The following is a 26,403-nucleotide window of genomic DNA, read 5'->3' on the forward strand; positions in this document are numbered from 1 at the left end:
CTTGAATTGGAGTTGGAATTAAAACAAGCCGAAATACTTTTACCGTTGCAGCATCCGCTCGATTGTCGCAAACCCCTGCTGTAGCTGAGGCATATAACGAGCCGCCAGCACCCCGCCCACCATGCCAAACAAATGCCCCTGCCAGGAGATGCCGCGCCGGAAGGGTAATATTCCCCAGATCAGCGGTCCATAGAGTGCCAGGACGACGACAGCGATCGCGATCGATCCAAAGTCCTGCCTGAAATAGCCACGCGCCAGCAAAAAGCCCAGATAGCCAAAAACGACGCCGCTTGCCCCAATATGTAGCGAATTTCGGGACGCGAACAGCCAGACTCCTAAGCCGCTCACAATCCAGACGACAGCAGTCACGATCGCAAACTGATTGAACCCATTGAGCAAGACCAGCCAGCCCAGCACCAGAAACGGAACAGTATTTGCCGCCAAATGTGCCCAGGAGCCATGCAGCAAAGGCGCGAAGAGAATGCCCCGCAGTCCAATCTGAGTGCACGGACGAATGCCCAGCGCGTTAAGCCGATTTCGCAGCAAAAGCTGATCCACGGTTTCCAGTACCCAGAGCAGGACGATAAATCCTCCCAAAATCTCAAGCTGAAGCTGAATTGTTGGATCAAGTGCGATTACCCCTTCGGGGAACTGCGAAGCAATCGGCTGCATTCTGATATCAAATTTTTGAAATACGCCCTGAAGCATCATACGAGATTTGTCGTGGGTTTCCAGTGACTTCACAAAGCCAAACGGTAAATTGCAAGTTTGATAAATTGCAAGTTTGATACCGTGGAGATGCCCCTTTTGTTCCTCTCTACCGTGATTGATTCTTTCACTGTGTCCCAACCTGCGATCGACCTGGGCTGGGTGCGTGCCCAGTTTCCGGCTCTGGCGCAAACCGTGAACGGAGAACCTGCCGTGTTTTTTGATGGTCCCGGTGGCACACAGGTTTCGCAGCGAGTCATCCAGGCGATGACCCATTACCTGACTTTTGCCAATGCCAACACCCACGGCGTTTTTCTCACCAGCCAGCGCACCGATCGCACGATCGAGTCTGCCCATGCAGCAATGGCAGATTTTTTGCACTGTGCCCCGCAAGAAGTGGTATTTGGCGCGAATATGACGACGCTGACGTTTGCCCTCAGCCGATCGATCGCCCGTGAACTGAAGCCCGGAGATGAGATTGTAGTGACGCGGCTGGATCACGATGCCAATGTGTCTCCCTGGACGGCGTTAGCTGAGATCGGCGTGACGATTCGCTGGGTTGATTTTCACCCCGAAGACTGCACGCTAGATTATGAAGATTTGCAGCGTCAGATCACTGAGAAAACAAAGCTAGTAGCGATCGGCTATGCCTCGAATGCGGTTGGAACAATTAGCGATGTGGCAAAAGCGGTTGAGCTGGCTCACCAAGTAGGAGCCTGGGTGTATATCGATGCGGTTCATTACGCGCCTCATGGGTCGATCGATGTCAAGGCGTTGGACTGTGACTTTCTCGCCTGTTCGCCCTACAAATTTTTTGCACCTCATGCGGGTGTGCTGTACGGCAAAGCAGAATTGCTAAATCGGCTGTATCCCTACAAAGTCCGTCCGGCAGCGAATACCTCGCCCGATCGCTGGGAAACCGGAACCCAAAATCATGAAGCAATGGCGGGCGTAACGGCGGCGATCGAGTATTTAGCAGATCTGGGCAGAAAAGTTGACCCTCAAAGTGCCGATCGACGGGCTGCACTGGTAGCGGCAATGAACGCGATTCAGCAATACGAAGCCGATTTAGCAAAATATCTCATCGCCGAACTGCTGCAAATTCCGGGTTTACAGTTTTACGGCATCACCGATTTCGATCGCATTCAGTGGCGCACACCCACGGTCTCAATTCGGCTAAAGGGCTATCATCCAAAGCAGGTTGCTCAGGCGTTGAGCGATCGCGGCATTTTTACCTGGTCGGGCAACTACTACGCGCTGAATTTGAGTGAACGGCTCGGCGTCGAAGATCAGGGCGGCATGGTGCGAATTGGCTTAGCCCATTACAACACGACCGAGGAAATCGATCGAATGCTGGAGGTTTTGCATCAGCTTGCAAAAAGTGAATCACCATGACTCAGCCTACCCGAAAAGCGAAAGCAACCTTACCTGCCAAATCCATTATCCGATTGGGTCGATTTGCCTGGACAACAATGTGGCATTTAATGATGTCTCGGCTTGCGCCACGCGATGCGTCGGGGGCTTACATTCGTCCAGCCAGCGAGTTTAGAAACGCGATTGATACAGATTCTAATCGCCCTTATCTGCCAGCCACAGGACGCTATCGGCTCTATGTAGGATTGGGTTGCCCATGGGCACATCGAACGCTGGTTGTCCGTGCCCTGAAGGGATTAGAAGATGCAATTTCGGTAACGATCGTTTCTCCTTCGCCAGAAGCAGGAGGATGGATATTTGATACTCCAGAGAATGGCTTGCAGACGTTAGCGGAATTATATCAGCAAGCTAAACCGGGATATACCGGGCGATCGACTGTTCCCGTACTTTGGGATACACAAACACAAACGATCGTGAATAACGAAAGCGCAGAAATCATCGTGATGCTGAACGATCGATTGAATGAATTTTCTCAGTATCCTGAACTCAATTTGTATCCTGCTGAGCTACGAGAAGCGATCGATTCCTGGAACGAAAAAATTTATGACGCAGTGAATAACGGCGTATATCGTTGCGGATTCGCCCAGACGCAAGCAGCCTATGATACTGCCGTGAATGAGCTTTTTACTGTTCTGAACGAGATTGATGTGGCTCTGGAACATCAGCGATATTTGTGCGGGAATCGCTTAACGCTGGCAGACGTGCGCCTGTTTACAACTCTGATCCGCTTTGATGCGGTTTACTATGGATTGTTTAAGTGCGATCGTCGCCGGATTCAGGACTACCCAAATCTGGCAGGCTATCTGCGCGATTTGTATCAGCTCCCAGGCGTGGCAAGCACTTGTGATCTGGAAGTGATTAAACGCGACTACTACGGCAATTTGTTTCCGCTGAATCCGGGCGGCATTATTCCCACAGGTTCCAGTCTGGACACTTTGCTTGCACCGCACGATCGAGCAAAGCTTAAGGACTTGTTTTAGGGAGGGTCTTGAGGATAATAGATTGCGAAACCATCGAAAGAGCCTTTAGTCAGTGAGAGTGCGAATCGTTTAGTCGCCTGTACTGAAGCGATCGAGAAAGAATATTTGACGATAAATCTCAAAGTCCCCCAGGATTGGGGGATTTAGGGGACAGCGCACAACCTCTCCCACTGACCCACTATTCTTTAAGCGACAAATTCTAGAAAGTTAGAACCGTTCGGATTGCGTCACCCCGGTGCATTAGATCAAAGGCTTCGTTCACTTGCTCGATCGGCATCACGTTCGTGATCAGATCATCAATGTTGATTTTGCCGTCCATGTACCAGTCCACAATCTTGGGAACGTCGGTGCGTCCTCTTGCGCCACCAAACGCGCTGCCTCTCCAGACCCGACCTGTCACCAACTGAAACGGACGAGTGCTAATTTCCTGTCCGGCTCCCGCTACGCCGATGATCGTACTTTCGCCCCAGCCTTTATGACAGCACTCCAACGCCTGCCGCATTACATTCACATTGCCGATGCACTCAAAGCTATAGTCCGCACCGCCTTTCGTCAGTTCTACCAGATGGGCAACCAGATCGCCTTCAACTTCCTTGGGATTGACAAAGTGAGTCATGCCCAGCTTTTCTGCCAGTTCGCGCTTCTGCGGATTCAGATCCACACCGACAATCATATTCGCCCCGACCATGCGGCAGCCTTGAATCACATTGAGTCCGATGCCGCCCAACCCAAAGACGACTACGTTTGAACCGGGCTGCACCTTTGCGGTGTAAATTACGGCTCCCACGCCTGTCGTCACACCACAGCCGATGTAGCAAACTTTTTCAAACAGGGCATCTTCCCGGATTTTGGCAACGGCGATTTCGGGCAGCACGGTGTAATTGGCAAAGGTAGATGTGCCCATGTAGTGATGGATCATCTGACCATCGATCGAAAAACGGCTCGTTCCATCGGGCATCAGTCCTTTGCCCTGAGTCGATCGAATTGCCTGACAGAGATTTGTTTTGCGGCTGAGGCAGTATTCGCAGTTGCGGCACTCTGGCGTGTAGAGCGGAATCACATGATCTCCGGGTTTCACTGAAGTTACGCCTGCGCCCACTTCAACGACAACCCCGGCGCCCTCGTGACCTAGAATCGCCGGAAATAGCCCTTCGGGGTCTGACCCAGACAGCGTGAAAGCATCGGTGTGGCAAACGCCTGTCGCTTTGATTTCGACCAGCACTTCGCCTGCTTTTGGTCCTTCAAGCTGCACGGTTTCAATACTCAAAGGTTTGCCTGCTTCCAAGGCTACGGCTGCTTTCACATCCATAAATTTTCTCCTGCGATCGTTTCGGTAAAGCTTGTTTAAGCTTCTTGCATGATGGGTGGTTAAACCATTCTTTGACTATGACATATCGTTCTAAAAATTAAGGTCTGGCTAGAAATTAAGGTCTAGAAAATCAGACCGCATCAATTCCATGTGCTGATTCGTGAATATTGGTCTGAAGGCTTGGGCTGAACCGTTGGTCTCCTATTCCGATCGCCTCTGCAAGTCCTGTTTTCTAATCTCCACTGAGTATGCCAATCGATCGCCTCGCGAGAGGGCTTCTCCGGTGACGATCGGCTGATGAGCGGGGGTGTAGGCAGTGTAGCAGTAGACGATCAGCGGCTCCCCAAGGGGAACGCCTAGATATTCGCTGGTTTCAGGGTTGGCACGAGTAGATTCGAGGGTGGCGGTAATGCGATCGATCAGAACGCCATTTTGCTCTAGGGTGGGAAAGGTCATGTGCTGCTTCAGGTCTTTAGCGTAGGTTTTGCCCAGGTTTGCCAGGATGTAGGTAATATCAATGGCAACGGGAACGTCGTTCAGCAGCAGCAGTTTTTTTTGCAGATAGACTTCGGATTGATTGGGCGAAAGTTGCAGTGTTTGACGAATGGTAGACGGAGGAGAAACCGATTTAAACACAAGATTGCGAATGGAACTGGTGACACCCTGACGAAGCATATCCGCTTCAAAAAAAATCATCGGGCTGGACAGCGAATAAGTGACTTTGCGCTGTTCTTTGACAAACACGCCCTTGCCGCGCTGAGAAACGACTAAGCCCTGGTTGACCAGATTGGCGATCGCTCGTCGGGCAGTAATGCGGCTGACTGCAAACTGCAGCATGAGCTGGTGTTCGCTGGGCAACTGTTCGCCCGGTTTAAACTCGCCGTTTGTGATTTGATGACGAAGCTGCTCAGAAATTGCCAGGTGAAGGGGAATCGGCATTGAGAGGGCGATCGGGTGAGTTAAAGAGGCTGAAGCTTTGCTTGAAGTTGAGGCAAATCTTTCTGAGCGGCGTGTAGTTCAAGGGCGGGTTTTCCAGCAATTGGGTGTCGCCAGATTAGCACAGAAATTCCGTTGATGCGAGCAGGGGCAGCACAGTGCAGCGGCAGATTTTCCAGTCGGTGAGGCGGTTTAGAAATCGCAATCAGCAACAGTTGAGATAAGGCGGCTTCAGGCAGAATCAACGACCCCAGCCAGTTAAATTTTTTGATCCAGACATGCTGAGTGGACAAAGTATTCAAAACCTGAGCAATGGGGGCATTGTCTCCGCAACAGGAAATCCGAAAGTTGTTTTCACAGAGCCGCAGAATTGAGCAATGCTCGCCGCCAAGCTGAGATTCAAGAGATCGAAACGGCGCAATTCGATCGATCGCTTCACCTACGATACTTTTCATTGCTTGCAGACCATCAACGCCTGCGATATCCCAGAGGTAGGTTTTGATCTCCGTTTCTGTTCTCTCTTTCGTTCCCATTTTCGTTCTCACGCTCGTACTCTGCTCTTGGTTGGATCATAAGCTGCCAGCGTTCCCACGATCGCCTTGATTCGTCGCTTCATTCCATCCATCACGCCGACTTCCAACTCAGTGCCGATCGTGCTGTATTCAGGAGCCACTTGAGCCAGAGCAATACTGCGATTTAGAATTGGTGAAAAGGTTGCACTCGTAATCATACCGACGCGCCAGCGTTCCCCGATCGCATAAATAGGGTGTCCGGGTTCTGCGACTTCATTGCCGTCTAGCACCAGTCCAACAGCGACTTTAGGTGGGTGTGGCTTGATTGCTTCCAGGGCGGCTTTGCCAATAAAATCGGGTTTCTTCAGTGCCACTGACCAGCCGATTCCCGCCTGATAGGGCGATGTTAAATCGTCAAACTCTCGTCCGGCACTCAGCAATCCGGCTTCAATTCGGGCGCGATCGAGGGCAAACATTCCCATCGGCTGCAGTCCAAACGGTTTTCCGACAGCCATTAGCGCATCCCAAAGGGCAGACCCATCACGAGGATGCACAAATAATTCGTAGCCCAGTTCTCCGGTATATCCGGTGCGCGAAATCAGAACGGGAACGTTGGCAATCGTGCCGATCGCAAAATGAAAATAAGGCAGATCGTCGATCGTGTAGGGGGTGAATTTTGAATCAAACTGGGTGATCGATCGCAGAATTTGTCGGGAGAGCGGACCCTGAAGTGCCAGATTGTGAAGTCGATCGCTGCTGGGATCGATCGTCACCGAGAAACTTTGTTGCTGTGCCAGCCGTGCCAGCCATTCCCCGTCAGAGTCGCAGTTGCCCACATAGCGAAACACCTGCGCTGCCAGTCGAAACACAATCCCATCATCCACAATGCCACCGTGGGGATTGAGCAAACAGCCGTAGGCAGACTGCCCGACTTGCAGTTTGGTCACATCTCGCGAAAAGGCATACTGAAGCAGATTCAAGGCATCGTCGCCGCAGATCTCAAACTTTCGCAGTGCGGAGAGATCCAGCAAAACGGCTCGATCGCGCAGTGCCCAATATTCGTCTTGAATGCCGTGGTGGGCAAAGGTTTGAGGAACCCAGAAGCCGTTGTATTCTGCCAAATGATCGGTGAGCGTCTCAATGCGATCGGTGAATGCGCTGGGTTGGGTTTGTCGCAGGGGCAGCGTGGGGGAAGCTCGTCGCCCAACTGATCGCGCAAAAGTTTCGCTCCTGTCATAAATTCGCACCTGAATCGGCGTGGGATGCCAGCCATTTGCCGGATCGATATCGTCTGGACAGGAGGAACTGGCGCAGAGCAAATCGCGACTTGCCCGCAACAGCACATAGTCTCCCGGACGCGACCACGATTCGGCTGAGACGATCGCCCCGCTGCAATCTACGGCAGTATTAAAAAAGAAATTTACCGCCGCCCAGCCCGATCGGGCCGCAATGCCATACGGCTGCAAAACTCGATTAAAGTTATCGCTACAGCTTGGATGTCCCGGATAGCCTGCGTCTTCGTAGTATTGGTTGGTGCAGGCAAGCAGGAAGCTGTCGTGTCGTCCGCAGGTGTCCTGAATCACTTCAAACAGCGGCTGGAGCGTTTGCGAAAAATATTTGCCCAGCAGTCCAGCCTGAGGCATTGCCAAGCCATTCAGGGTGCGAGTCGCAGTGCTGTCCAGTTCTTCCGCATCATCGATGCCCGCGAACGCCAGAAAGTCCGAACACTGCGATCCTTCCACGTCAATGATTTGAATATACTGTCCTGCCTGCACCCTGTAGGCGATCGCCGTTCCGGGTTCAATTCGATAGTCTGCAATGACACGTCCCATCGGCTGCGGAACATCAGAGCTGATTGCAAAATCAGATTTTATCGTGTTCTTAGAATTATCTTCAGAACTATCTTTAGTTTCGAGGCGCATACATCATTACCATTACACCAAGCAATGCAATCCAGCTTCCCAACCAATCAAAGCGATCCGGCTAGCCAAACAAGATAGCCGCCCCCAATCTCACACAGACCTGCCAACAGAAAATAAAACAGCGATTGAGCCATTAGACGATCGCCACCCGATCGCCGCATCGAATCGTACCGCCCTGCCTGACACTGGCATAAATGCCTACATGACCGCTGTTGTGTTTCACGATTGTTCTCAGCACATTCACATCGTTGGACAGTTCGCCCTGCGGCAGCGTGGTCATTACACAGCGCGGGCAAGGTTCGGTAATGCTGAGCCGGACTTCATCGCCGATCGCAAGCGTTTTGCCCACCCAGTCATTTTCGACAAATCCCGTTGCGCCCTCGAGCGGTTTAACCACAAAATTTGGGCGAAAGCGGCGCGGCTCAAAGCGTGAAGTCGGCGTGATCGATTGAAACTGATCGAGTGTTGCCGTCGTGAGCAAATGCACGGTTGCTGCATCAAAAAACGTATTTGGACGAATAGCAGCATTCGTTTCGCAGCCTGCATCTGTAATGTCTTCAATATCGGGTGTATACATCTCAATGCTGGGGGCTGCTGGCGCGGCGGTTTCTAGCCTGACTTTGCGCCCAAATGCCTGAGAGAGAATTTCGTTTATGTCTGATCGATCGCCCATCACGATCGACCCATCCGGCAGCGTAATTTTCACCTGTTCCGGCGAATTGAGAGCAGCGCGACAGTCAAATAATATGCCCCACTTGCGCGGCAGCTTTGCGCTAATAATTGCTCCTGTTTCTGCATCCACCAGCGCATAGGCACGATCGCCCATCAAGCCACGCTCCATCACTTCCGTTGCGTTTAACTCCTCGCCCAGCATCGATTTAACCGGATATCGCCACATCGAGACGATCGACCCAACCACAGATTCATTGTTCATTATTAAGTCTCATTGTTAAATCCCCTTATCAAATCTCATTGCGATCGTAGAACGGTATGGGCGATCGGGTTTTTCAGGGGTTGGACGATCGCTCACACTGAGCCGAATGTATTCTCAGGCAATGCTCGCGGCAAAGGACTTTGATAAAGCTTGCGCTTCGGCGGCATCCGCTTCGGCTAAAAGCTGTTCTGCCAGTTTGCGCTTGCCTGCTGCGTCTAATTTTTTGACTTCGTTGTGCAGCACGCGCTCGTTCACGTTTTGATTCCAGTAGTCCAGAGAATCGAACCCTAAAAGAGCCAGTTTGCCTACAAATTGCCGCAGCACTTCGTTCGTCGGACCCATCACCCAGCCCGCTTTACCATCGCGCAGATAGCGTTCGATTTCCATGTCTTTCTTGAACCCTGAACCGCCGCAGGCGTGCAGCATCTTGTCGCAGACGTGGGCTACATTTTTAGCTGCTGCAAACTTGATTTGCCAGTACCAGGGCAGATAAGCCGATCGCGGCAAAGCCGTCAGATCCGCGTGGATTGACCAGTCGCACCCGTTCGTCAGATCATCCATCAGTTTGCCCATGGTGAAGGTAAACGATCGACAGGTGTTGGTATCAATAATCGCTTCGCCAAAATAATCCTGAATCGTTGGATAATCTGCGACACGCATTCCCACATCAACGTGCTTTTTGCGAGTGACGTGCCGCTTGGCAATATCGATCGCCCCCATGGCGATACCGTTCCAGCAAGCCGACGAACAGAGCAGGAAAAACGGATCGACAATTTCGTCGTTAGAAGCGGTACCGTCTCCTTTGGGTCCGACCAGGCGATCGATCGGAACCGTGACCCCATCGACTAACAGCGTTCCCGACTGGTTGCCGCGCAAACCCAGCGCATCCCATTTGTGCGGTTCTGCTTTGACTTCATCGCCGTAGATCAAAAAGCAGGACAAATCCGCGTAGTTGCCGTCAAAATCGGGGCTGGTAGTCTGGACAATGTACCAGTCAGCAAAGCCTGCCGAAGTCGTCCAGGAGGCTTTTTTGGTGACGTTCCAGCCTGCTTCAGACGCTTCTGCTTTCGAGGAAACAGGATACCAGAAGTGCGATCCGGTTTCTGGGTCAGAGTAGGACAGTGTCCCAATCAAGACATCGCGATCGAGGCGTTGAAGCAACTGCTGCAATTGGGAATTTTCATGGGCACGAAACAGAGCGGCGGCGACTGCGCCCAGGTGCATTGTGTAGCACATTGCTGTACTGGGACAGCCATAGCGGGCGATCGTTTCTACAATCATTGCCGCACAGACATGATTTTCGCCCAATCCGCCCCACGCTTTCGGCACAAATAGCCCCAATAAACCGAGCGATGCCAATGCCTCAAAGTTTTTGCGCGGGTAAACCAGATTGCGATCGGAATCGATGGCGTTGGGACGCAGTACGGTAGCACACAAGTCGATTAGCTTTGCCTGAAGCTCCTGCTGGGCAGGTGTGAGCAGCCATTGGGGGTCAAAGTCATAATCTAATCCCCAGAAGGGTTCTCCCTGCCAAACCTTTGTTCTCACCATAATTTTTCACCTTTTAACAAACGCAGACTGCACGATTGATCCTGTCAATTACCCCAATGCAAGGCTTCTGAACGATACACGACCGAAGAGCGAGAAGTCGGAGCAATCATAACAGGTCAGAACAATCAACTATTTAGAACAATTAACGATTCGACTATTGATCGAAGATTATCCTGCTGAACATCGTTGAACCACTCGAACAATGCGACGGCCGAGGACGTGAAAGACGATCGAACAGAGAATGAATAATTGGAGTGATGATTTGAGAATTAATTTGATGAACGATCGGTTCAGGCAGGATAAAGGAACACAGATGCTGCAATCTATAAGCTTTCAGGGGTACTACGCGATCGCTCACACGTCTTACAAAAAGTCATTGCCTGAAGTTCATTCCTGACAGATTGCCAAAGTTACTCAAGGATTCAGGACAAGGGCTTAGTCATGTAGCATAAACTGCTCTAATCTCCCAGATGGTTAATTAGAATACCATTTGTTATAACAAGTTAGGTTTAACATTTGGTTCAGGATTTATCGTTCCTGCGGTATGTTCATCTTTAACTCAAGATTTTGCTGATTCAAAACGCTTGGGTTTGAGCTTGTCGCGTTCGGACTTTTAATGTCTGAACTTTTAATGTTCGGGCTTTTAATGTCTGGGCTTGCAGCGTTCGGATTTTTCTAGTTTGCGATTTTGCGATCGCGTAATTAACACTTTCATCTGAGTTTTTTGTTTAGCGAATCGAGGGCTGTTCGTTCAGCCTGATTTATCGTGCCTATCACTTAAAGAGCGTGACAGCAAGAAAGAGTGACAGGATTCCCTGGTTACGCCGTGCGAATTGTGGTGTCTTGCAACGATAGTCGTTTATCCTCCATCAACCATGTCTCCTGAAGCGCAAGAATTTCTCGGCACATTCACTTCAGAGTCTTTTTACTACTGGTCTTCGGTGTTCATGTTGCTGATCCACGCAGGCTTTCTTGCCTACGAGGGCGGCGCATCGCGCACAAAGAACGTGCTGGCAACGATGGTCAAAAACCTGCTAACGCTTGCCAGTGTCGGACTCGCTTTTTTCTTCTTTGGCTGGTGGGTATACAATGCGTTTCCATTTTTCCCATTTACGGGTGGCATTTTGGGACCGTGGACTAACCCCGAACAGAGCGAAACGATCAAGACCGCAATGACCTATGTGGATGCGTCCTATCCCTGGTCGCCTGCGCTAGGTCCAAATACTGCTGATCACATTACGGGCGTGTTCTTCTTTGCGTTCGCACTGTTTGCTATGACGACCGCCTCGATTCTCTCGGGAGCTTTGATTGAGCGAGTCAAAATCGGCGCATATCTGATTCTGTCGATCATCCTTGGTTCATTTACCTGGCTGATTGGAGCTGCCTGGGGCTGGAGTGCGTTTGGCTGGATGTTTACCCGCCTGGGGTATCACGATTTTGGCTGCGCGGCGATCGTCCACGGCATCTCTGGCTTTTTCACGCTGGGCGTGCTGATGAATCTGGGTCCCCGGATTGGCAAATATGACGAGAACGGCAACCCGCGTCCAATTCTGCCGCACAACCTGCCGCTAACAATGGTGGGGCTGATGCTGATCTTTGTGGGCTTTTATGCGTTTCTGGCTGCCTGCATGATTTTCTTGCCGGGCTACGATGGAGAGACGACGATCTACGGTACGCCGATGACGCTGGCATCGATCGGAGTAAATACCACAATGGCACTCGCTGCCGGACTAGTGGGAGCTTACCTGTCTTCTAAGGGCGATCCGTTCTTTACCATCTCTGGCGGACTGGCAGGCATTATTGCGACGGGTGGCGGCATGGATCTGTACCATCCCTCGGTCGTGATTGTGCTGGCGTTTATCGCGGCTTTCATCATGCCCAAGGTGATTGTGGCGATCGAGAAAGCAGGGATTGACGATGCAGTGGGGGCAGTGGGCGTTCACGGCTTCTCTGGACTCTTTGGCTCAGTGGTGGTCGGTATTGCAGCAGCAGGCTACCCCCAGGGCGACGGCATTCCTTCGATCAATCTGGTCGGTCAGCTTGTCGGTGCGCTGGTCTGCGTCATTCTGCTGGGCTTTATCCCGGGCTATGTTTCAAGCTGGGTGCTGAAGAAATTTAACCTGTTACGCGTTCCGCCCGAAGAGGAAATCAAGGGCTTGGATATTGCGGATCTGGGCGTTGAGGGCTATCCCGAATATGCCACTACGACCTTTGTGTCGCACTTCAGCCGCAACGATGGCGCAACTGTGCCAACTCCACACAGCTCTACTGAACTTGCACCGGAATAGGGAGGCAATCCATGACCAGTCCATTTTCCACGTTTCAGGAATTCTCCGAGGCAAAAGGACCAATTTATACCTTTGCTAATAGCTCCGCTGCAATCGGCTTTTTTCTGCTCGTCTCTCTCGCGATTAGCGTTTATTTCTTTTATGCGTCGTTTGGCTTGAAACAGGAGCAATCTCCTTCTCAAACTGCCAAAACGCTTGGGGCTTTGCTGCTTGCCGGAGGAATGTCGCTGTTCAGCACGCTGTCGCAGCCACAAAAACAGCCGGATTCCACGCGCTCTACTCGCTACGAAGCCCGTTCTAATCGCCCCTCCTGGCAACCTTTTGTTGCGCTCGGTCTGATGGGCATCGGCAGCACATCGCTGGGACGCAAAACTCGTCGCAAAGTGAAGCGATCGTCCCTTCAGGGAACTGCCAAGCAATCGACCCGTGCTGGATCGAGAGGGCGATCGATCCGATAAATTCAAGTTTCAGACTTTCAGCTGGGTATAGATCGAGGAGGCATTGCCTCCTTTTTTTCGATAGACAAAACTTGGGCAGGCAAAACTTGGGCAGGCAAAACTTGGGCAGGCAAGACGAGCTTTGTTTCATTTGTCCGTTCATTCATCCAGTCATTCATCTAGCGATATCAGTGGCGAGGGCAGCATCCCGTGCCGGATTTGAGGCACAATGAATTCGGTTGAAGCGAGTTTGGGGGAAGAGACTGCCGTGAATTTTCAGTCAGTGATTGCAACGCTGCATCAGTTTTGGAGCGATCGAGGCTGCTTAATCGTTCAGCCTTACGACACCGAAAAAGGAGCAGGCACGAAGAGTCCACACACGTTTTTGAGGGCGATTGGTCCAGAACCGTGGTCAGTGGCGTATGTAGAACCCTGTCGCCGTCCGGCAGATGGACGGTATGGAGAAAACCCGAATCGGGTGCAGCACTATTACCAGTACCAGGTTTTAATCAAGCCATCGCCGGATAATATTCTGGAAGTTTATCTGGATTCGCTGCGCGCATTGGGCATTCAGCCTGAAGACCACGATATTCGCTTTGTCGAAGACAACTGGGAAGACGCAGCCGTTGGAGCCTGGGGGGTAGGCTGGGAAGTCTGGCTGGACGGAATGGAGGTGACGCAGTTTACTTATTTCCAGCAGTGTGGCGGAATTGATTGTCGTCCGGTTTCGGTTGAAATCACCTACGGGCTGGAGCGGCTCACGATGTATTTGCAGGGAGTCGATTCGATTTTTGAGATTCAGTGGAACGATCGCCTCACCTACGGAGACGTGCATTTGCAGAGTGAGATCGAAAATTCCGGCTATAACTTTGAGGCATCTGACCCGGAGCTGCTGTTCACCCTGTTTGGGCTGTACGAGAAGGAAGCAGAGCGGCTGATGAAGCTTGAACTGGTTGCACCAGCATTTGACCATGTGCTGAAGTGTTCACACACGTTTAATCTACTGGATGCGCGGGGCGTTATCTCGGTCACGGAGCGGACGCGGTACATTCTGCGGATTCGGAATTTAGCAAGACAGGTGGCACAGCTTTATTTGAAGCAGCGCGAGGAAATGGGCTTTCCGCTGCTAAAGGGTGAGCTAGCGCAAGCCGCTTAAAAAACCGTGCCGTCGCTGACGATTTGAATCGGGGGAATGCCGCCCGATCGTTTTTCTTTGGCAATTTGTCGTCCGGCTGCCCAGGTTCCACCTTCCAAGACTTTTGCCAGGGGGAGGCTTTGCTGATCAAGGTTGAGCGTTGTGCGAATGCGATCGGCAATGCGATCAAGCAGGATGACGGTGAGGGCACGCCATTCGACAATGACTTCCGAGTCTGGGGAATAGGCGGTTTTGAAGATCGTTTCGTGCTTGGGCTGAAGCAAGCCACAATCAAGGCATAGTCCCCCGTTGCGATATTCGGGAAGTCCGGTGAGCTGGTCGAGGTCGGTGATGAGAATGCCCAGCTCTTGCAAGGGTTCCAGCAGCGAATAGGTGAGCCACTGGGAAAGCTTATGAAAAGGAACGAGCTGAGAGCCAATTCCCCGATCAGGCAAGGCGGGGTGAATCCAGACATCGCCCAGATTAACGCCTGCGATCGTTTGTCTGCCAGCCCAGATTTCGCTGAAGCCCGCTAAGACTGCCTCAAAGACGCGATGAGCCGAAAGTGGGGGCTGGGAGGTCTGAAGCAAATAATCGACCAGATTGCCAGGGCGCGGCGTTTCTGTGCCAAATAAACTCGGAGCCTGGTGAAGAGCATTGCCGAGCTGGTGCATGAGGGCAAGCCGTCCCTCAACCCCGACGAGCGGGTTATCTGCGCTGATTTGAAATCCTGCCGCAAATTGGGATTCGCTCAAATTTTGCAGACCGATCGCATCTGCCTGAAGTGGATGGGCAGGATCGCTGGAAAAGCCACCCGATGTGAATAAGTGAAAGCTGGCGACTGCTAGCCCTTCCGATCGCTGAAAATCCTGACCGGTTTCTGCTTCGCGATAGCGCCAGTCGGCTCCTGCGCCGGCATCAAGCAAAACGCTGGTAATTGCCAGATCAAACTTTGCTTTTGCGCGTTCCAGAGGAGTTGCATCGGTCAGCAGACGATCGAGAATTGCCGATCGCGCAACGCCCCCTGCTTCAAAATGTCGCCAGCGACTGTGGAACGGCACATTAAGGTCGGGATAGTTGGCTTGCATCACTCGAATCACATAGTCTGCGGCAGAATCGAGCTGAGTCAAATCGCAGCGAAAATGGTCGAGCTGGTCTTGAGTTGCCAGATTGAATAGAGTACCGCATCGATCGCGGATTGCCTGAGTCGATCGTAAATATTGAATGACGGTTTGTTCGGTGGGGGGAAGTTGCTCTAGTCCGATCATCAAGCCTTTTCCTTCAGCCTTAGGGGGTGGGGGTTCGGGTGCAACGAGTTCGAGGATTATTTTGTGCCGTAGAGCCGATCACCTGCATCGCCCAGACCTGGAATAATGTACCCGTGTTCATCTAAGCGTTCATCGATCGAGGCGGTAAAGACCGGTACGTCAGGGTGCTGTTCGTGGAAATGTTGAAGGCCTTCCGGGGCTGCCAGCAAACAAACAAACTTGATCGAGGCGGGGTTGGCTTCTTTGAGGCGATCGACAGCAGCAACGGCAGAGTTTCCGGTTGCCAGCATCGGATCGACCACGAGCATATCGCGCTGTTCAACATCGGGCGGCAGCTTCAGGTAGTACTCGACGACCATCAGCGTTGAGGGTTGGCGATAAAGTCCAATATGTCCCACTTTTGCGGTAGGAATCAGCTCGATCATGCCGTCGAGCAAGCCCTGACCTGCCCGCATAATCGAAACTAGCACCATTTTTTTGTCTGCTGCCAGCATCGGGGCCTGCATGGTTGCCAGTGGGGTTTGGATTTCCTCTTTTTTCAGAGGGAGATCTCGCGTCACTTCGTAGGCAAGCAGCATTGCAATTTCCTTCAGCAAGCGACGGAAATCTTGAGTGTGGGTATCGGCTCGGCGCATCAGGCTCAACTTATGCTGCACCAGCGGATGGCTAATCACAGTCACGTTTGCACTCATCGCGTTTGCACTCATCGCGTCTGCACTCATCGCGTTAGAACTCATCGCGTTTATTTACCAGGCAACTCAACCCTGCTCTTTTTCTTGCCAATTCTTGCCAAAATTCCTGAAAGCAAAGTTTTTGAAAAGATTTGGAGTCTTTGAACGGATAGAAATCGAGCGGTTTCGGATACTACAATACGATACATCTCTCTAGGGGGTATTACGCGCAGCCATGACCGATCGCCCAACCCAACCCAACTCTAATCCGTCATCTCGCAAATCCAAGCATATTATTCTGACTTCGCATCAGGCTCAGAATACCTCTGTCGCCCCGATTCGCTGGGGAGCAGCAACCCCTCAAGAACGCGGTCCCATCATTGGCTCAATTAGAAGCCAGAAATATCGCAACGTGATTGGTTCCCACGCAGGCTCTTATGGTGTTTATCGTGCCCTGGCGGTCGCAAGTGGCGTGCTTGACCCGATGCACAAAGCAGACTTAACCAATACGGCTCCCACAATGGAGATTGGCCCGTTTCCAAGCTGGAGCAATCCTGACAAAATTGTGTCGATCGATCCGTTTGGGGCACTTGCCGGAGAAGCATTTGGCAATTTTGGCTCTGATGAATACGATATTCTGCCGACGATCGCCATCACCAAGGCACATATCAACATTCCTGAACTCAAAGAAGAAATGGCTCAGGGACGGTTGCAGGCAGACGGTCAGATCCTCAAAGCCGATGCCAGCCTGCTGGTGACAAAAGCGGCGCTCGATCCCGTGTGGTATCTGCCGGGCATTGCGAAGCGGCTAAACATCGACGAATGGGATCTGCGGCGAGTGCTGTTTCAGCAAACGGGCGGAATGTTTCCTGAACTTGTTACCCGTCCTGATCTGCACGTTTTTCTGCCGCCGATCGGCGGAACGACCGTGTATATCATTGGTGATCCGACAGCAGTGACCAATCCCGATTGTCCTCTCGCGGTGCGGGTGCATGACGAGTGCAACGGCTCGGATGTGTTCGGCTCGGATATTTGCACCTGTCGTCCTTATCTGGTTCACGGCATCGAAGTTTGCATTCAAACAGCACAGGAAGGCGGCGCAGGCGTGATCGTTTATTGCCGCAAAGAAGGGCGGGCACTGGGCGAGGTAACGAAATTTCTAGTGTACAACGCCCGCAAACGTCAGGAAGGCGGCGATCGAGCAGATGCCTACTTTATGCGAACCGAGTGTGTCGCCGGAGTGCAGGATATGCGCTTCCAGGAATTAATGCCCGATGTGCTGCACTGGCTGGGCGTTACGCGGATCGATCGCCTCGTCTCGATGAGCAACATGAAATACAACGCCATTACCCATTCCGGCATTGAGGTCGTGGAACGCGTCCCGATTCCGCCCGAACTGATTCCCGCCGATGCCCAGGTCGAAATCGAGGCAAAGAAAGCATCTGGCTACTTTGCAAAGGATGAAGTGCTGACTGAAGAAGAACTGGCGGAGATTAAGGGGCGATCGTATTAATTGGAACTCAAAATCTTTATCGGGCGCGGATGGCCTGGCAGTTAAACGCGGCTTGCAGAGCGAATTCCAGCCAGGGACTCTGTTATCCTAGCGTTAGGGATTCTCATGCCTAATCTGGGAGTTGCTTTTGACCGTCGATTGATTTGTTCCTTTGGCTTTTCTCTATGGCTACTTTTTTTGATCTGATGGTAAAAGGCGGTCCGGTGATGATCCCATTGATGGGATTTTCAGTGGCGACGATCGCCTGCGCACTGGAGCGGGCTTTGTTTTGGTATCAGCTTCAAAGCAAAGAAGACCGGGTAGTGCATGACGTGCTGACAGCCGCAAAATCTAGCCTGGATGATGCGCGAGGGATTGCTGAAAGAACACAGAATTTGCCGATCGGTCGATTTCTGCTTGCTCCGCTGCGGCTAAAGCAACCCACCCCCGAAACCTTCCGGCTGGCAATGGAAGCGGCAGGCGAGAAAGAATTTGCCCAGATGCGAAAAGGAGACAAACTGCTGGAAACGACGGTGGCAGTTGCGCCTTTGCTGGGGCTACTGGGAACCGTGACGGGTCTGATCGTTACCTTTGATAACCTGAATATTGGTGGCGGAGGCGGGACAGAACAGGCAACCAAAGCCGCAGGTGGAATTGGCGAGGCACTGATCACGACCGCAGCCGGGATGATTGTCGCCATTATTGCGCTGCTGATCTACCGAGTGATGGCCAGTTTCCAGACGCATCAGGTCGATTATTTCACCGAAGTGGGAACCGAACTGGAACTCATTTATCGGCAGATCTGGTACGAGCCTTCCCAGGCAAACGCTCCGTATTTGCTGCCTGCGGCTCACTCGGCTCCTGCTTTGCCCAACGACGGAAGATGATCGAACTAAGCAGATATGCGATTTAAACGAAAGCACCGCAGCGGCTCGCTTCCAGAAGTTAATCTTGTGCCGATGCTGGATGTGCTGATGACCGTGCTGACATTCTTTATCATCGTGTCGATGACGTTAGCCACCCAGCAGGGCGTACAGGTTCAGCTTCCATCCAATCAGCCCGCCACGCCTGCGGAACCCCAGCCCGAACCGCTCATCGTCCAGATGCAAGCCGAGAATCAGCTTTTGTTAAACAATCAGCCGATCGCCAAAGCAGAGCTACTGCCCAACATCCAAGCCTATCTAGAGAAAACGCCCAAAGGCGCGATCGTGCTCCAGGCAGATCAGAAGTTGTCGTACGAGCAGGTGATTCAAATACTGGGCGAAATGAAGGATGTAGGCGGCGATCGCGTGTCGCTGGCGATCGAGTAGCAGAATCTTACCCAGGCAAAACTCCAGGCAAAAACTTCAGGCAAAAACTCCAGGCAAAACGATGCGGTTTAAAAACAAACGATCGGGGGCACCACTTCCAGAAGTTAACCTTGTGCCGATGATGGACGTGCTGATGACCGTGCTGACGTTCTTTATCATCGTGTCGATGACGCTGACCGGACAGCAAATTCTCAATCTAAATCTACCGCGAACGAGCGGAGCCGGGGCAGACGGAGAATCTGCCAAGCTAAAGACCCTGGTGGTTGGACTGAACGCCGATCGCCAAACAATTATCAATAATCAACCTGTGAGTTCCGATCAGCTTGCTCAACAAATGCAGCAGTTTCTCTCTGAAAACCCAAACGGAGTAGTGCTGCTGAAAGCCGATCGCGAACTAACGTACAATGCAGTTGCTCAACTGCTCAAAACAATGCAAGGAATTGGCGGCGATCGTGTTTCTTTGGCGATCGAGCGGAGGCCAAATTAGCCCAATTCGCACAAATGAATCCCCAATTCAGACCAATCCAGACCAATTCATCGAACAAATTAAACAGATGGTTTTAGCGTTGCTGCTCCAAATGTCGCGTTGAATAGACGACACCAAATCGCCGCAGATTTAAACTCATCAAGCTTTACGTTATCGGGAATGTCATAGCTTTGCGCGCCGCTATAGCTTTTGAGCGGAGCCAACAGAACGTAATCCCCTTCATTAATTGGAAAAGCAGGCGGAACGGTAGAACCAATCACATCGGGCGATCGATGCAAAACAACGAATAAATCGGGTCCAAAAGTTGAAGTTTTAAACGCTTGATCCAGCTCTAGAACTCGTTTGCCGCTCTGGTTTGTAATGCGAACAGTGCCCTGGGTAGGATGTTCGCCAGCAACAAAACTGCCAGAACTCAGGATTAATTCCTCGCTTGCCTCAGGGGTTGGGCTAGGAGGATTTGCTGGAGAAGAAGCTGCCTCCCCGCCAGGAGAACCGTTTTGATTCAGGCGCTCTGAGGTCGGGGCAGGAGCAGATTTTTGAGAAACTGATTTGCTGGCACAGCCTGTAGCCAAAACTGCCATAAAACTTGAGCCAGCAGCCAGGACAAAGCGACGAGATTTCATATTGCTTCCTGCTTTTGTTCTCAACAAGGAATTAATTAACGTAACTGCACAAACGATCGGTAGCAGCCAAAAGGGTCTGTCAAAAGGGTCTACAGTCAGCACCACCTATACTCCGTAAACGCTCTCAGAGAATATTTTGATCCGATGTGCTACATTCGCCCCCAGGGTCAAACCTCGTTTAGGACAGCCCTTCAGGGAACCTATCCGAGGAGAGTCCATTCGATCAACAGAGCGAGATACGGTATTCATAATGCGCTTTTCTCGACCAACCTTGTTTCGACTCAAATTTTCCCGGCTTAAAGTTCGGATGGTTGCCTTTTTCGGTACGCTTCTGGCGATCGTCTCCCATCCCAGCCTAGTGTCATTGGCTCTCGCGCAAGCTCAGCCCAGCCTTTCCACGCCCGACCAAACCGTAAACTGTGAAATTTTGATTGTGGGCGGCGGACTAGCCGGAACTGCGGCTGCCTATGAAGCTTTATCAGACGGCAAAACCGTATGTCTGACTGAAATTACCGACTGGCTGGGCGGACAGCTCACTGCTCAAGGCACTTCTGCCCTGGATGAGGCACAGCGACAGCGATCGCTCTTGTTCTATCCACGCGGCTATCTGGAACTACGGCAGCGCATCGAGCAAAAATACGGCACGCTCAATCCGGGGGACTGCTGGGTGAGCGAATCCTGTTTTTTGCCCGAAGACGCGGCAGAAATTTTGCAGTCGATGCTGAAGGAGGCCGAGCGGCAGGGCAAAGGAGAGCTGAAATGGTTTCCTGCCACCGTGGTAAAGGATTTGAAGCTGAGTGCAAATGGCAAGCAGATCGAGCAGGCGATCGCCCTCCAACACCGTCCTGCCCCCGGTCAGCCGCCGCTCAATACTGCAACCCTTTCGCAGACAATCGAGGATGCCTATCGCTACGAGGATTCCGATCGGTTTCAGAAAACAGTGATTTCCTTTGTGCCTTTGGCAAATCAAAATCGCTGGTTTGTGATCGACGCGACGGAAACCGGAGAACTGGTGGCTCTGGCAGATGTGCCTTACCGACTGGGAATTGATCCGCGATCGTACCGCAATCCTTCCTCACCCAGTGAAACAAGCGATCCGTACTGCACCCAAGGCTTTACCTATACCTTTGCAATGGAGCAAACTGAGAATCCGCAGCCCCAGGAGATGCCATCGTTTTATCCGCAGTATGCCCCTTATTACAGCTACGAGCGAGATAACGCCAACTTTGATTATGTGTTTACCTATCGGCGCATTCTCAGCCCGAAACCACGTAGGGAAAAAGGTCGCAACGGTGTATCAAATCCAAAACCGGGCGATATTTCCATGCAGAACTGGACGTGGGGCAACGATTACCGTCCGGGAACGGCTGCGGATAATTTGATTTTGAGCCGCGATCAGCTTCAGCAAACCGGACAGCTTCAACCCGGTGGCTGGATGGGCGGACTGCGATCGGACACGCTGCGAAAGGGCGAGGAGAATGCGCTCGGTTACTATTACTGGTTGGTCGAGGGCACAACAGATTCTCAGTTGGGGAATGGCAAGAAGCAGCCCGCACCCAATCACCGCTACCTGAAGGGCTTCGATGCTCCGATGGGAACAGCGCACGGACTGTCGAAATATCCCTATATCCGCGAGTCGCGCCGGATTGTGGGTCGTCCGTCCTACGGAGACGAAAACGGCTTTATGATTTCAGAAATTGATATCTCTCAGGTAGACTACAACGATTCCTACTATCAGCAAACCCTACCGGACGCGATGTATCGACAGTTGCGGATTGCCCTGGCAGGCCTGGGAGCCACCAACGCGATCGTGGAAGATACTCCTGCGAACCAGATTCCACGCCGGACGCGATCGACCATTTATCCTGATGCGGTGGGCATCGCTCAGTATGCGATCGACTTTCACCCCTGCATGACGCTTTCGCCGCCCGAAACCCCCGGCAACACCGAACGCGAAGGAATGCGGCGGGCACACGGTTCAGCTTATCCGGCACAAATTCCGCTGCGAGCAATGATTCCGCAGAAAATCGATAACCTGATCGTCACAGGCAAGAGCATTGCCACCAGCTTTATTGCTGCCGCTGCCTATCGCGTCCATTCCTTTGAGTGGTCTGCCGGAGCCGCCGCCGGAGAAACTGCCGCTTATGCCCTGGAAAAAAATCTCTTTCCTTACGAGCTGGTAGACAATCTGCCCCTGCCCGAACCCCAGCTTGCGGAACTGCAAACCCGCCTGCGGGCACGCCAAAACCCGATCGCCTTTCCAGATACCTCGATCTTTAATTTGGATTGGGACGAGTGGCGCGTCTGGTAAATGGGGTCAAAAATTTGGCGTTGCTGAATTTGAGTATGATTCGCCCCCCTAGCCCCCCAACTTTGGGGGGAACTACTCCTCAAGTCCCCAGCATTGGGGGATTTAGGGGGCGATGCAGGAGCTCACTTGGGTTCTTCATATTTCGATTCAGCCACGCCAAAAATTTCAGGAATTATTGGGCGATTATTGGGCGATCGTCACCGTATAGCTCAACTGAAACGGATTAAACGTGCCAGGCGTCTTCGGACTACCGCGCAGCACCACCTCATAGGTTCCAGCACGGGGAAAGGTCACGGTTGCGCTGGGAAGATTGTCTCGCCCGGCGGCAGAGGTCGCCCGTAGAGCAGGCTGCTGAATTGGTCGATCGCCTGATTGTTGGGGCTGCGTGTAAATCGACAGGGCACAGTTGCAGTCCGAAAGCGGGATTGCCTGTCCGCCGCGTTTGACTAAGGCAAACCAGACCAGGCTGGGCGTACCTGCACGAGGGCGATCGTTCGGTTCAATGTGAATCGTCGCGCCTACGTTTCCGGAGGTTTCGACTTGATGAGCCGTCACGGGCTGAAAGCCGATCGCGCCATACAAAGCAGGAGTAACCGTCAATGCCAGTCCCAGAATCGCGAAGACCCGCTTTGAGGAACGGTTTAAGGAAAAACTATTTGGTTGGATCGGGTGGAACATAAAACTTCTCTAACGCAAAAATAGACCACAGCCAGGAGCAGCGCAGCAGCAGCACGAGCGCCACCGTGGCTCCCAGTCCAATCGTCCAGCCCCAGTTCCAGGCGGTTGGCTGCATTGCACCCAGAAACTCAGAGCCGACGGTAATCGTATGAACGGCTACCAGAATCAACGCCGGAATCGACAGCAGATGAATCGATCGCCACAGTTTCCCCAGTTTTTGCTGGGCACGATCGAAGCTGGTTATGGCAGCAGGTAACATCAGCAGCAGCGCAATCCCGCCCAGGACAATGCCAATTTGATACGGAACGGGCATAAAAAACAGCGCGTCAAAATTCCACTGCCAGGAATGCTCGATCATGTGCAGGCTATGCGCCAACGCCAGCAGAAATGCACTCACGCCCAAGACACGCCGATAGCGCAACAGCGTTCCCCAGAGCCGAGCGAGCGGACGCGCCGCCAACGCCAGCATCAAACAGACGATCGCGCCATACCCGGTGTAGTCGGTCATGATATCACCTGTTCGCATCAGGGTGAGAATACCAATCAGCAGCGTAATCCAGCCACCCAACCGAAATAGCTGACTGCGGCGATTGGCACTGATTGATCCGATCGACACCCCCACACCCACCATCATCGGCATTGTCCCCACTCCAAATGCCAACAGACTTGCCATGCCGTACCAGAGGTTGCCGGTTTCCGCTGCTTTGATTTGCGCTGCATACAAAAACCCGCAGGGAATCAGCCCCCACACGCTGCCCAGCAAAAACGGTGTACCCCAGTGCGAGCCAAACGACAGCTTCACCATGCTCTGGCTGAGGCGATCGTGCCATTTTCCCTGAAGCAAAGGATGCAGAAACGGCAGTTTGGGCAGCAGTCCCGGAGCTACCTGACCCAAGCCAAACCAGATCAGTAAACTTCCAGTCAGCAACGCCATGCCACGCCGCAGCAGACTGCCTACACCAGCCATCTGTCCGCCCGCAATCAAGACCGACCCCAATGCGCCGATCGCCCCGCCAACCAGGGCATAGCTGAGAATGCGTCCCAGGTTGAGCAGCAGGTGATAGCGCAGCTTTGCTCCCCGCGAGGTTCGAGCTGTATCTGAAAGGGAAAACGCTGCCGCGATCGGACCACACATCCCAGCACAGTGTCCGAAACTGCCGAGAAATCCAAGGCTGGCAAGCAAAAGTAAATCGAGCATGGATTTAACCCACTGCCATCCCAACAACGCAAATCTGATCCAGCAATTCCGGGGTTTTCTGATACGTCAGCATCATGCCCTGATGACAAAAACAGTCGGCAGCCCGCTGAACATCCTGGATGGCGGCGATCGTCCCACCCAAATCGTGATGAATCATGCCCTGACTAAGCAACCCCCGACTAAGCAACGCCTGAGCAGGGCCAGGAGCCAGATTGATTACAAACCAGAGCAGGAACATTAGAGAAAATGCCGTCAACGCGAAATCACGCTTCACCAATCGACCTCTCGCCCAAAAGTTGCACTCCCCTATCCTCGTGGAGCGTAAACCCGATTGTCAAAAGACAGGCTGTAAAACTTATCGGGGACTTTGCACAAGGGCGAAACCGAATTGCAGATTTTTGGGTAGCAGCGAAAGCAACAAGAGTTTACTCAATCGCAGAGCGGAGTGCCGGATATGGAAAGAGGGCTTGAAACCCAGACTGTCGATCGGCGATTGGCTCTGAGGCGTAATTCCACAGGCTTTCGTAATAGAAAAACGATACGCCCAAGCCGCGGCTCTGCGATGCCCGCACCTGCGCCTGGATTCGCTGCATCGAGACTGGATTATTCCTCAGCCCAGTTAAAATGCCAATTCCTGTAGGAACTTTTCGCTGGGTTTCCTGGATTTCGGAACGGTTAATTTGCTCCAGAAAACTTTGTAAGTCCGATCGATACACCTGCACAATCAGTTCATCCACCAAATTTTGCCGCACCCACGCGAGCCAATCCTGTAAGTGGAGCCGATAAGCAAAATCATAATAATTCGGAGAAACCGAAAACACTGCCTGAGGGTTCCGCTCTTTCACGGCTTTGTGCAGTCTGGTCATGAATGCCGTAATCTTATCTGCTCGCCAGCGAACCCATGCCGCATCTTGAGGATTACTTGGAGGAGCCTTCTTTGTTTCCTGAGTGTAGAGGGCGATCGTGTAATCGTCATACCCAAACTCAGCAGGCAAGCTCATGTGGTCATCAAACTGAATGCCATCGGCATCATATTGGGTAATAATTTCCAGCACCAGACTGGTAATGAACTGCTGCACCTCTGGACGAAACGGATTGAGCCAGACCACTTCACCCGCCGCACTGATCGAAGTTTGACCCCCATCTCGCTTCTGGGTCAGCCAGTCGGGATGCTGTAATGCCAGCTCTGAGGTGGGAGGAGCCATGAAGCCAAACTCAAACCAGGGAACAACCAGTAACCCTTTTTGGTGTCCCTGAGCAATCAAATCTGCAAGAATATCCTGTCCCTGCAATCCCCGGTAAACAAAATTTTGAATGCCTGCCTGCCTGACCACCGCACTGGGATACAATGCATAACCCGCATTCCAGACAACTGGATAGACAGTGTTAAAGTTTAACCGCCGCAGTTGCGCCATCGCATCTTGAACTTTGGCTCGATCGCGAAGGACGATCGTATCGTTGGTCGTGAGCCAAACTCCACGAATTTCTGAACGAAGCGGTTGAACGGTTGCCCCCGGAACGGTACTCACCAGCAGCACGGTCACCAATGACACCACAAAGAGCAGGGCAGGCAATACCCGAAGCCTCGATCGGGTCGCGCCGTTGCCGTATGCCTTATACCGTAAAGCGATTACCCTTTTGGGAAACTGCCGGGCGATTGACTGTAAGGCAAGCAGGTGTCGCCAGTGGTCAGGGATTAAACGTACTTTCATCAGTCGAACCTGGAGTGAGCGAGTCAAATACACAGATACATCTACAACAGATTTATCTGCTGGTCAGCTTGACTAGCCCTATAGTTTACTCGCAGTTGCGCTACTCTCACCATTGCCCCTGAAAAATGCGATCGCCGTTGATCACTGGTCAAGTTCCTCCCATTACCGTTGATAGTCAGATGGTATCTGAACTGCTTTAATGGCAGGACTGGCTTAAGCTTCAGCCTTCTTTAGGTAGATGAAGGAGAATGCTGTCCAAGTCTAGCTTCATACTGCTTAAACATTCTGCGAAGTGGATAGGAGCAAGATCCCCAGGATGAGGACGATCGCCATTCCGGTCAGCGCACCGTAGGAGAATTTGAGCCAGCGATTTTTCCAGAGGGGACGATCGAGTTTAGGGTTCATAGGAGCGGGGGTAAGGGAGAGAAGGAAGGGAAGCGTAAATTTTTCTGTACAGAAGCTTGATTCCTGGCAGGATTATAGTACATTTGTATGGTTCTTATTTGT

At 52.2% G+C, this 26,403-nt stretch carries 25 protein-coding genes and 1 pseudogene; 10 read left to right on the forward strand and 16 right to left on the reverse strand.

Going from position 1 to position 26,403, the window contains the following annotated elements:
* Positions 1 to 39: 39 nt before the first annotated feature.
* The gene (locus NDA02_RS04830; RefSeq protein ID WP_190790649.1) at positions 40 to 672 is read right to left on the reverse strand and encodes a rhomboid family intramembrane serine protease; all 633 of its coding nucleotides are present in this window, start codon (positions 670 to 672) and stop codon (positions 40 to 42) included.
* A gap of 126 nt (positions 673 to 798) precedes the next feature.
* Here NDA02_RS04830 and NDA02_RS04835 point away from each other — a divergent pair, with 126 nt between their 5' ends.
* Positions 799 to 2,103: a cysteine desulfurase-like protein gene (locus tag NDA02_RS04835; protein WP_190790696.1), complete on the forward strand. Its 1,305-nt coding sequence runs from the start codon at positions 799 to 801 to the stop codon at positions 2,101 to 2,103.
* Positions 2,100 to 3,122: a glutathione S-transferase family protein gene (locus NDA02_RS04840; RefSeq protein ID WP_190790697.1), complete on the forward strand. Its 1,023-nt coding sequence runs from the start codon at positions 2,100 to 2,102 to the stop codon at positions 3,120 to 3,122. Before NDA02_RS04835 ends, NDA02_RS04840 begins: the two co-directional genes overlap by 4 nt.
* A gap of 199 nt (positions 3,123 to 3,321) precedes the next feature.
* Here the strand turns inward: NDA02_RS04840 and NDA02_RS04845 are convergent, their stop codons facing one another.
* From NDA02_RS04845 to NDA02_RS04875, 7 genes and pseudogenes are all read right to left on the reverse strand, one after another.
* Positions 3,322 to 4,431: an S-(hydroxymethyl)glutathione dehydrogenase/class III alcohol dehydrogenase gene (locus NDA02_RS04845; protein ID WP_190790698.1), complete on the reverse strand. Its 1,110-nt coding sequence runs from the start codon at positions 4,429 to 4,431 to the stop codon at positions 3,322 to 3,324.
* Positions 4,432 to 4,632: 201 nt separating this feature from the next.
* Positions 4,633 to 5,370, reverse strand: a complete 738-nt coding sequence (locus NDA02_RS04850) for a GntR family transcriptional regulator (RefSeq protein ID WP_190790699.1) — start codon at positions 5,368 to 5,370, stop codon at positions 4,633 to 4,635.
* A 20-nt stretch (positions 5,371 to 5,390) separates the two neighbouring features.
* Positions 5,391 to 5,900 (reverse strand): hypothetical protein, encoded by a 510-nt coding sequence (locus NDA02_RS04855; RefSeq protein WP_190790700.1) that lies wholly within the window; start codon positions 5,898 to 5,900, stop codon positions 5,391 to 5,393.
* Positions 5,901 to 5,908: 8 nt separating this feature from the next.
* On the reverse strand, positions 5,909 to 7,711 hold the full coding sequence (locus NDA02_RS04860; RefSeq protein WP_190790701.1) for a DUF1989 domain-containing protein: 1,803 nt from the start codon (positions 7,709 to 7,711) through the stop codon (positions 5,909 to 5,911).
* A 73-nt stretch (positions 7,712 to 7,784) separates the two neighbouring features.
* Positions 7,785 to 7,935: pseudogene (locus NDA02_RS04865) on the reverse strand (hypothetical protein).
* Positions 7,935 to 8,735, reverse strand: a complete 801-nt coding sequence (locus tag NDA02_RS04870) for an MOSC domain-containing protein (RefSeq protein WP_190790702.1) — start codon at positions 8,733 to 8,735, stop codon at positions 7,935 to 7,937. The pseudogene NDA02_RS04865 and the gene NDA02_RS04870 overlap by 1 nt, the downstream one beginning before the upstream one ends.
* Before the next feature lie 114 nt (positions 8,736 to 8,849).
* Positions 8,850 to 10,286 carry an acyl-CoA dehydrogenase family protein gene (locus NDA02_RS04875; RefSeq protein ID WP_190790703.1) on the reverse strand — a complete coding sequence of 479 codons (1,437 nt, stop codon included), beginning with the start codon at positions 10,284 to 10,286 and terminating at the stop codon, positions 8,850 to 8,852.
* 875 nt (positions 10,287 to 11,161) lie between these two features.
* On the opposite strand from NDA02_RS04875, the gene NDA02_RS04880 reads away from it, so the two are divergent.
* From NDA02_RS04880 to glyQ, 3 genes are all read left to right on the forward strand, one after another.
* Complete coding sequence (locus NDA02_RS04880) at positions 11,162 to 12,574, forward strand: ammonium transporter (protein WP_190790704.1); 1,413 nt, start codon at positions 11,162 to 11,164, stop codon at positions 12,572 to 12,574.
* Between the two features lie 11 nt (positions 12,575 to 12,585).
* Positions 12,586 to 13,032: a hypothetical protein gene (locus tag NDA02_RS04885; RefSeq protein WP_190790705.1), complete on the forward strand. Its 447-nt coding sequence runs from the start codon at positions 12,586 to 12,588 to the stop codon at positions 13,030 to 13,032.
* Positions 13,033 to 13,279: 247 nt separating this feature from the next.
* Positions 13,280 to 14,167 (forward strand): glycine--tRNA ligase subunit alpha, encoded by an 888-nt coding sequence (glyQ, locus tag NDA02_RS04890; RefSeq protein ID WP_190790721.1) that lies wholly within the window; start codon positions 13,280 to 13,282, stop codon positions 14,165 to 14,167.
* Here glyQ and NDA02_RS04895 read toward each other — a convergent pair.
* Both NDA02_RS04895 and upp read right to left on the reverse strand, forming a co-directional pair.
* Complete coding sequence (locus NDA02_RS04895) at positions 14,164 to 15,414, reverse strand: URC4/urg3 family protein (protein ID WP_190790706.1); 1,251 nt, start codon at positions 15,412 to 15,414, stop codon at positions 14,164 to 14,166. The genes glyQ and NDA02_RS04895 overlap by 4 nt on opposite strands.
* A 56-nt stretch (positions 15,415 to 15,470) precedes the next feature.
* Entirely contained in the window at positions 15,471 to 16,106 is a 636-nt protein-coding gene (gene upp / locus NDA02_RS04900) for a uracil phosphoribosyltransferase (RefSeq protein ID WP_190790722.1), read from the reverse strand.
* 214 nt (positions 16,107 to 16,320) lie between these two features.
* On the opposite strand from upp, the gene NDA02_RS04905 reads away from it, so the two are divergent.
* From NDA02_RS04905 to NDA02_RS04920, 4 genes are all read left to right on the forward strand, one after another.
* Positions 16,321 to 17,598 carry a GTP cyclohydrolase II gene (locus tag NDA02_RS04905; protein WP_190790707.1) on the forward strand — a complete coding sequence of 426 codons (1,278 nt, stop codon included), beginning with the start codon at positions 16,321 to 16,323 and terminating at the stop codon, positions 17,596 to 17,598.
* 164 nt (positions 17,599 to 17,762) lie between these two features.
* Positions 17,763 to 18,464 carry a MotA/TolQ/ExbB proton channel family protein gene (locus tag NDA02_RS04910; RefSeq protein WP_190790708.1) on the forward strand — a complete coding sequence of 234 codons (702 nt, stop codon included), beginning with the start codon at positions 17,763 to 17,765 and terminating at the stop codon, positions 18,462 to 18,464.
* Between the two features lie 15 nt (positions 18,465 to 18,479).
* Entirely contained in the window at positions 18,480 to 18,887 is a 408-nt protein-coding gene (locus tag NDA02_RS04915) for a biopolymer transporter ExbD (RefSeq protein WP_190790709.1), read from the forward strand.
* A gap of 61 nt (positions 18,888 to 18,948) precedes the next feature.
* On the forward strand, positions 18,949 to 19,374 hold the full coding sequence (locus NDA02_RS04920) for a biopolymer transporter ExbD (protein WP_190790710.1): 426 nt from the start codon (positions 18,949 to 18,951) through the stop codon (positions 19,372 to 19,374).
* A gap of 59 nt (positions 19,375 to 19,433) precedes the next feature.
* Here NDA02_RS04920 and NDA02_RS04925 read toward each other — a convergent pair whose 3' ends face one another.
* Positions 19,434 to 19,997 carry a DM13 domain-containing protein gene (locus NDA02_RS04925; protein ID WP_242067191.1) on the reverse strand — a complete coding sequence of 188 codons (564 nt, stop codon included), beginning with the start codon at positions 19,995 to 19,997 and terminating at the stop codon, positions 19,434 to 19,436.
* Positions 19,998 to 20,304: 307 nt separating this feature from the next.
* Here NDA02_RS04925 and NDA02_RS04930 point away from each other — a divergent pair, with 307 nt between their 5' ends.
* Positions 20,305 to 22,308: an FAD-dependent oxidoreductase gene (locus NDA02_RS04930; RefSeq protein WP_190790724.1), complete on the forward strand. Its 2,004-nt coding sequence runs from the start codon at positions 20,305 to 20,307 to the stop codon at positions 22,306 to 22,308.
* A 183-nt stretch (positions 22,309 to 22,491) separates the two neighbouring features.
* Here NDA02_RS04930 and NDA02_RS04935 read toward each other — a convergent pair whose 3' ends face one another.
* The 5 genes from NDA02_RS04935 to NDA02_RS04955 form a co-directional block, all read right to left on the reverse strand.
* Positions 22,492 to 22,986 carry a hypothetical protein gene (locus NDA02_RS04935; protein WP_190790711.1) on the reverse strand — a complete coding sequence of 165 codons (495 nt, stop codon included), beginning with the start codon at positions 22,984 to 22,986 and terminating at the stop codon, positions 22,492 to 22,494.
* Positions 22,961 to 24,184 (reverse strand): sulfite exporter TauE/SafE family protein, encoded by a 1,224-nt coding sequence (locus NDA02_RS04940; RefSeq protein WP_190790712.1) that lies wholly within the window; start codon positions 24,182 to 24,184, stop codon positions 22,961 to 22,963. Before NDA02_RS04940 ends, NDA02_RS04935 begins: the two co-directional genes overlap by 26 nt.
* 4 nt (positions 24,185 to 24,188) lie before the next feature.
* Positions 24,189 to 24,458 carry a hypothetical protein gene (locus NDA02_RS04945; RefSeq protein ID WP_190790713.1) on the reverse strand — a complete coding sequence of 90 codons (270 nt, stop codon included), beginning with the start codon at positions 24,456 to 24,458 and terminating at the stop codon, positions 24,189 to 24,191.
* A 151-nt stretch (positions 24,459 to 24,609) separates the two neighbouring features.
* Positions 24,610 to 25,896: a glycoside hydrolase family 10 protein gene (locus NDA02_RS04950; RefSeq protein ID WP_190790714.1), complete on the reverse strand. Its 1,287-nt coding sequence runs from the start codon at positions 25,894 to 25,896 to the stop codon at positions 24,610 to 24,612.
* A gap of 276 nt (positions 25,897 to 26,172) precedes the next feature.
* On the reverse strand, positions 26,173 to 26,301 hold the full coding sequence (locus NDA02_RS04955) for a hypothetical protein (RefSeq protein ID WP_277879052.1): 129 nt from the start codon (positions 26,299 to 26,301) through the stop codon (positions 26,173 to 26,175).
* Positions 26,302 to 26,403: the final 102 nt, after the last annotated feature.

It is taken from the genome of Leptolyngbya sp. ST-U4, from assembly GCF_039962215.1.
Lineage (GTDB): Bacteria > Cyanobacteriota > Cyanobacteriia > Elainellales > Elainellaceae > Leptolyngbya_A.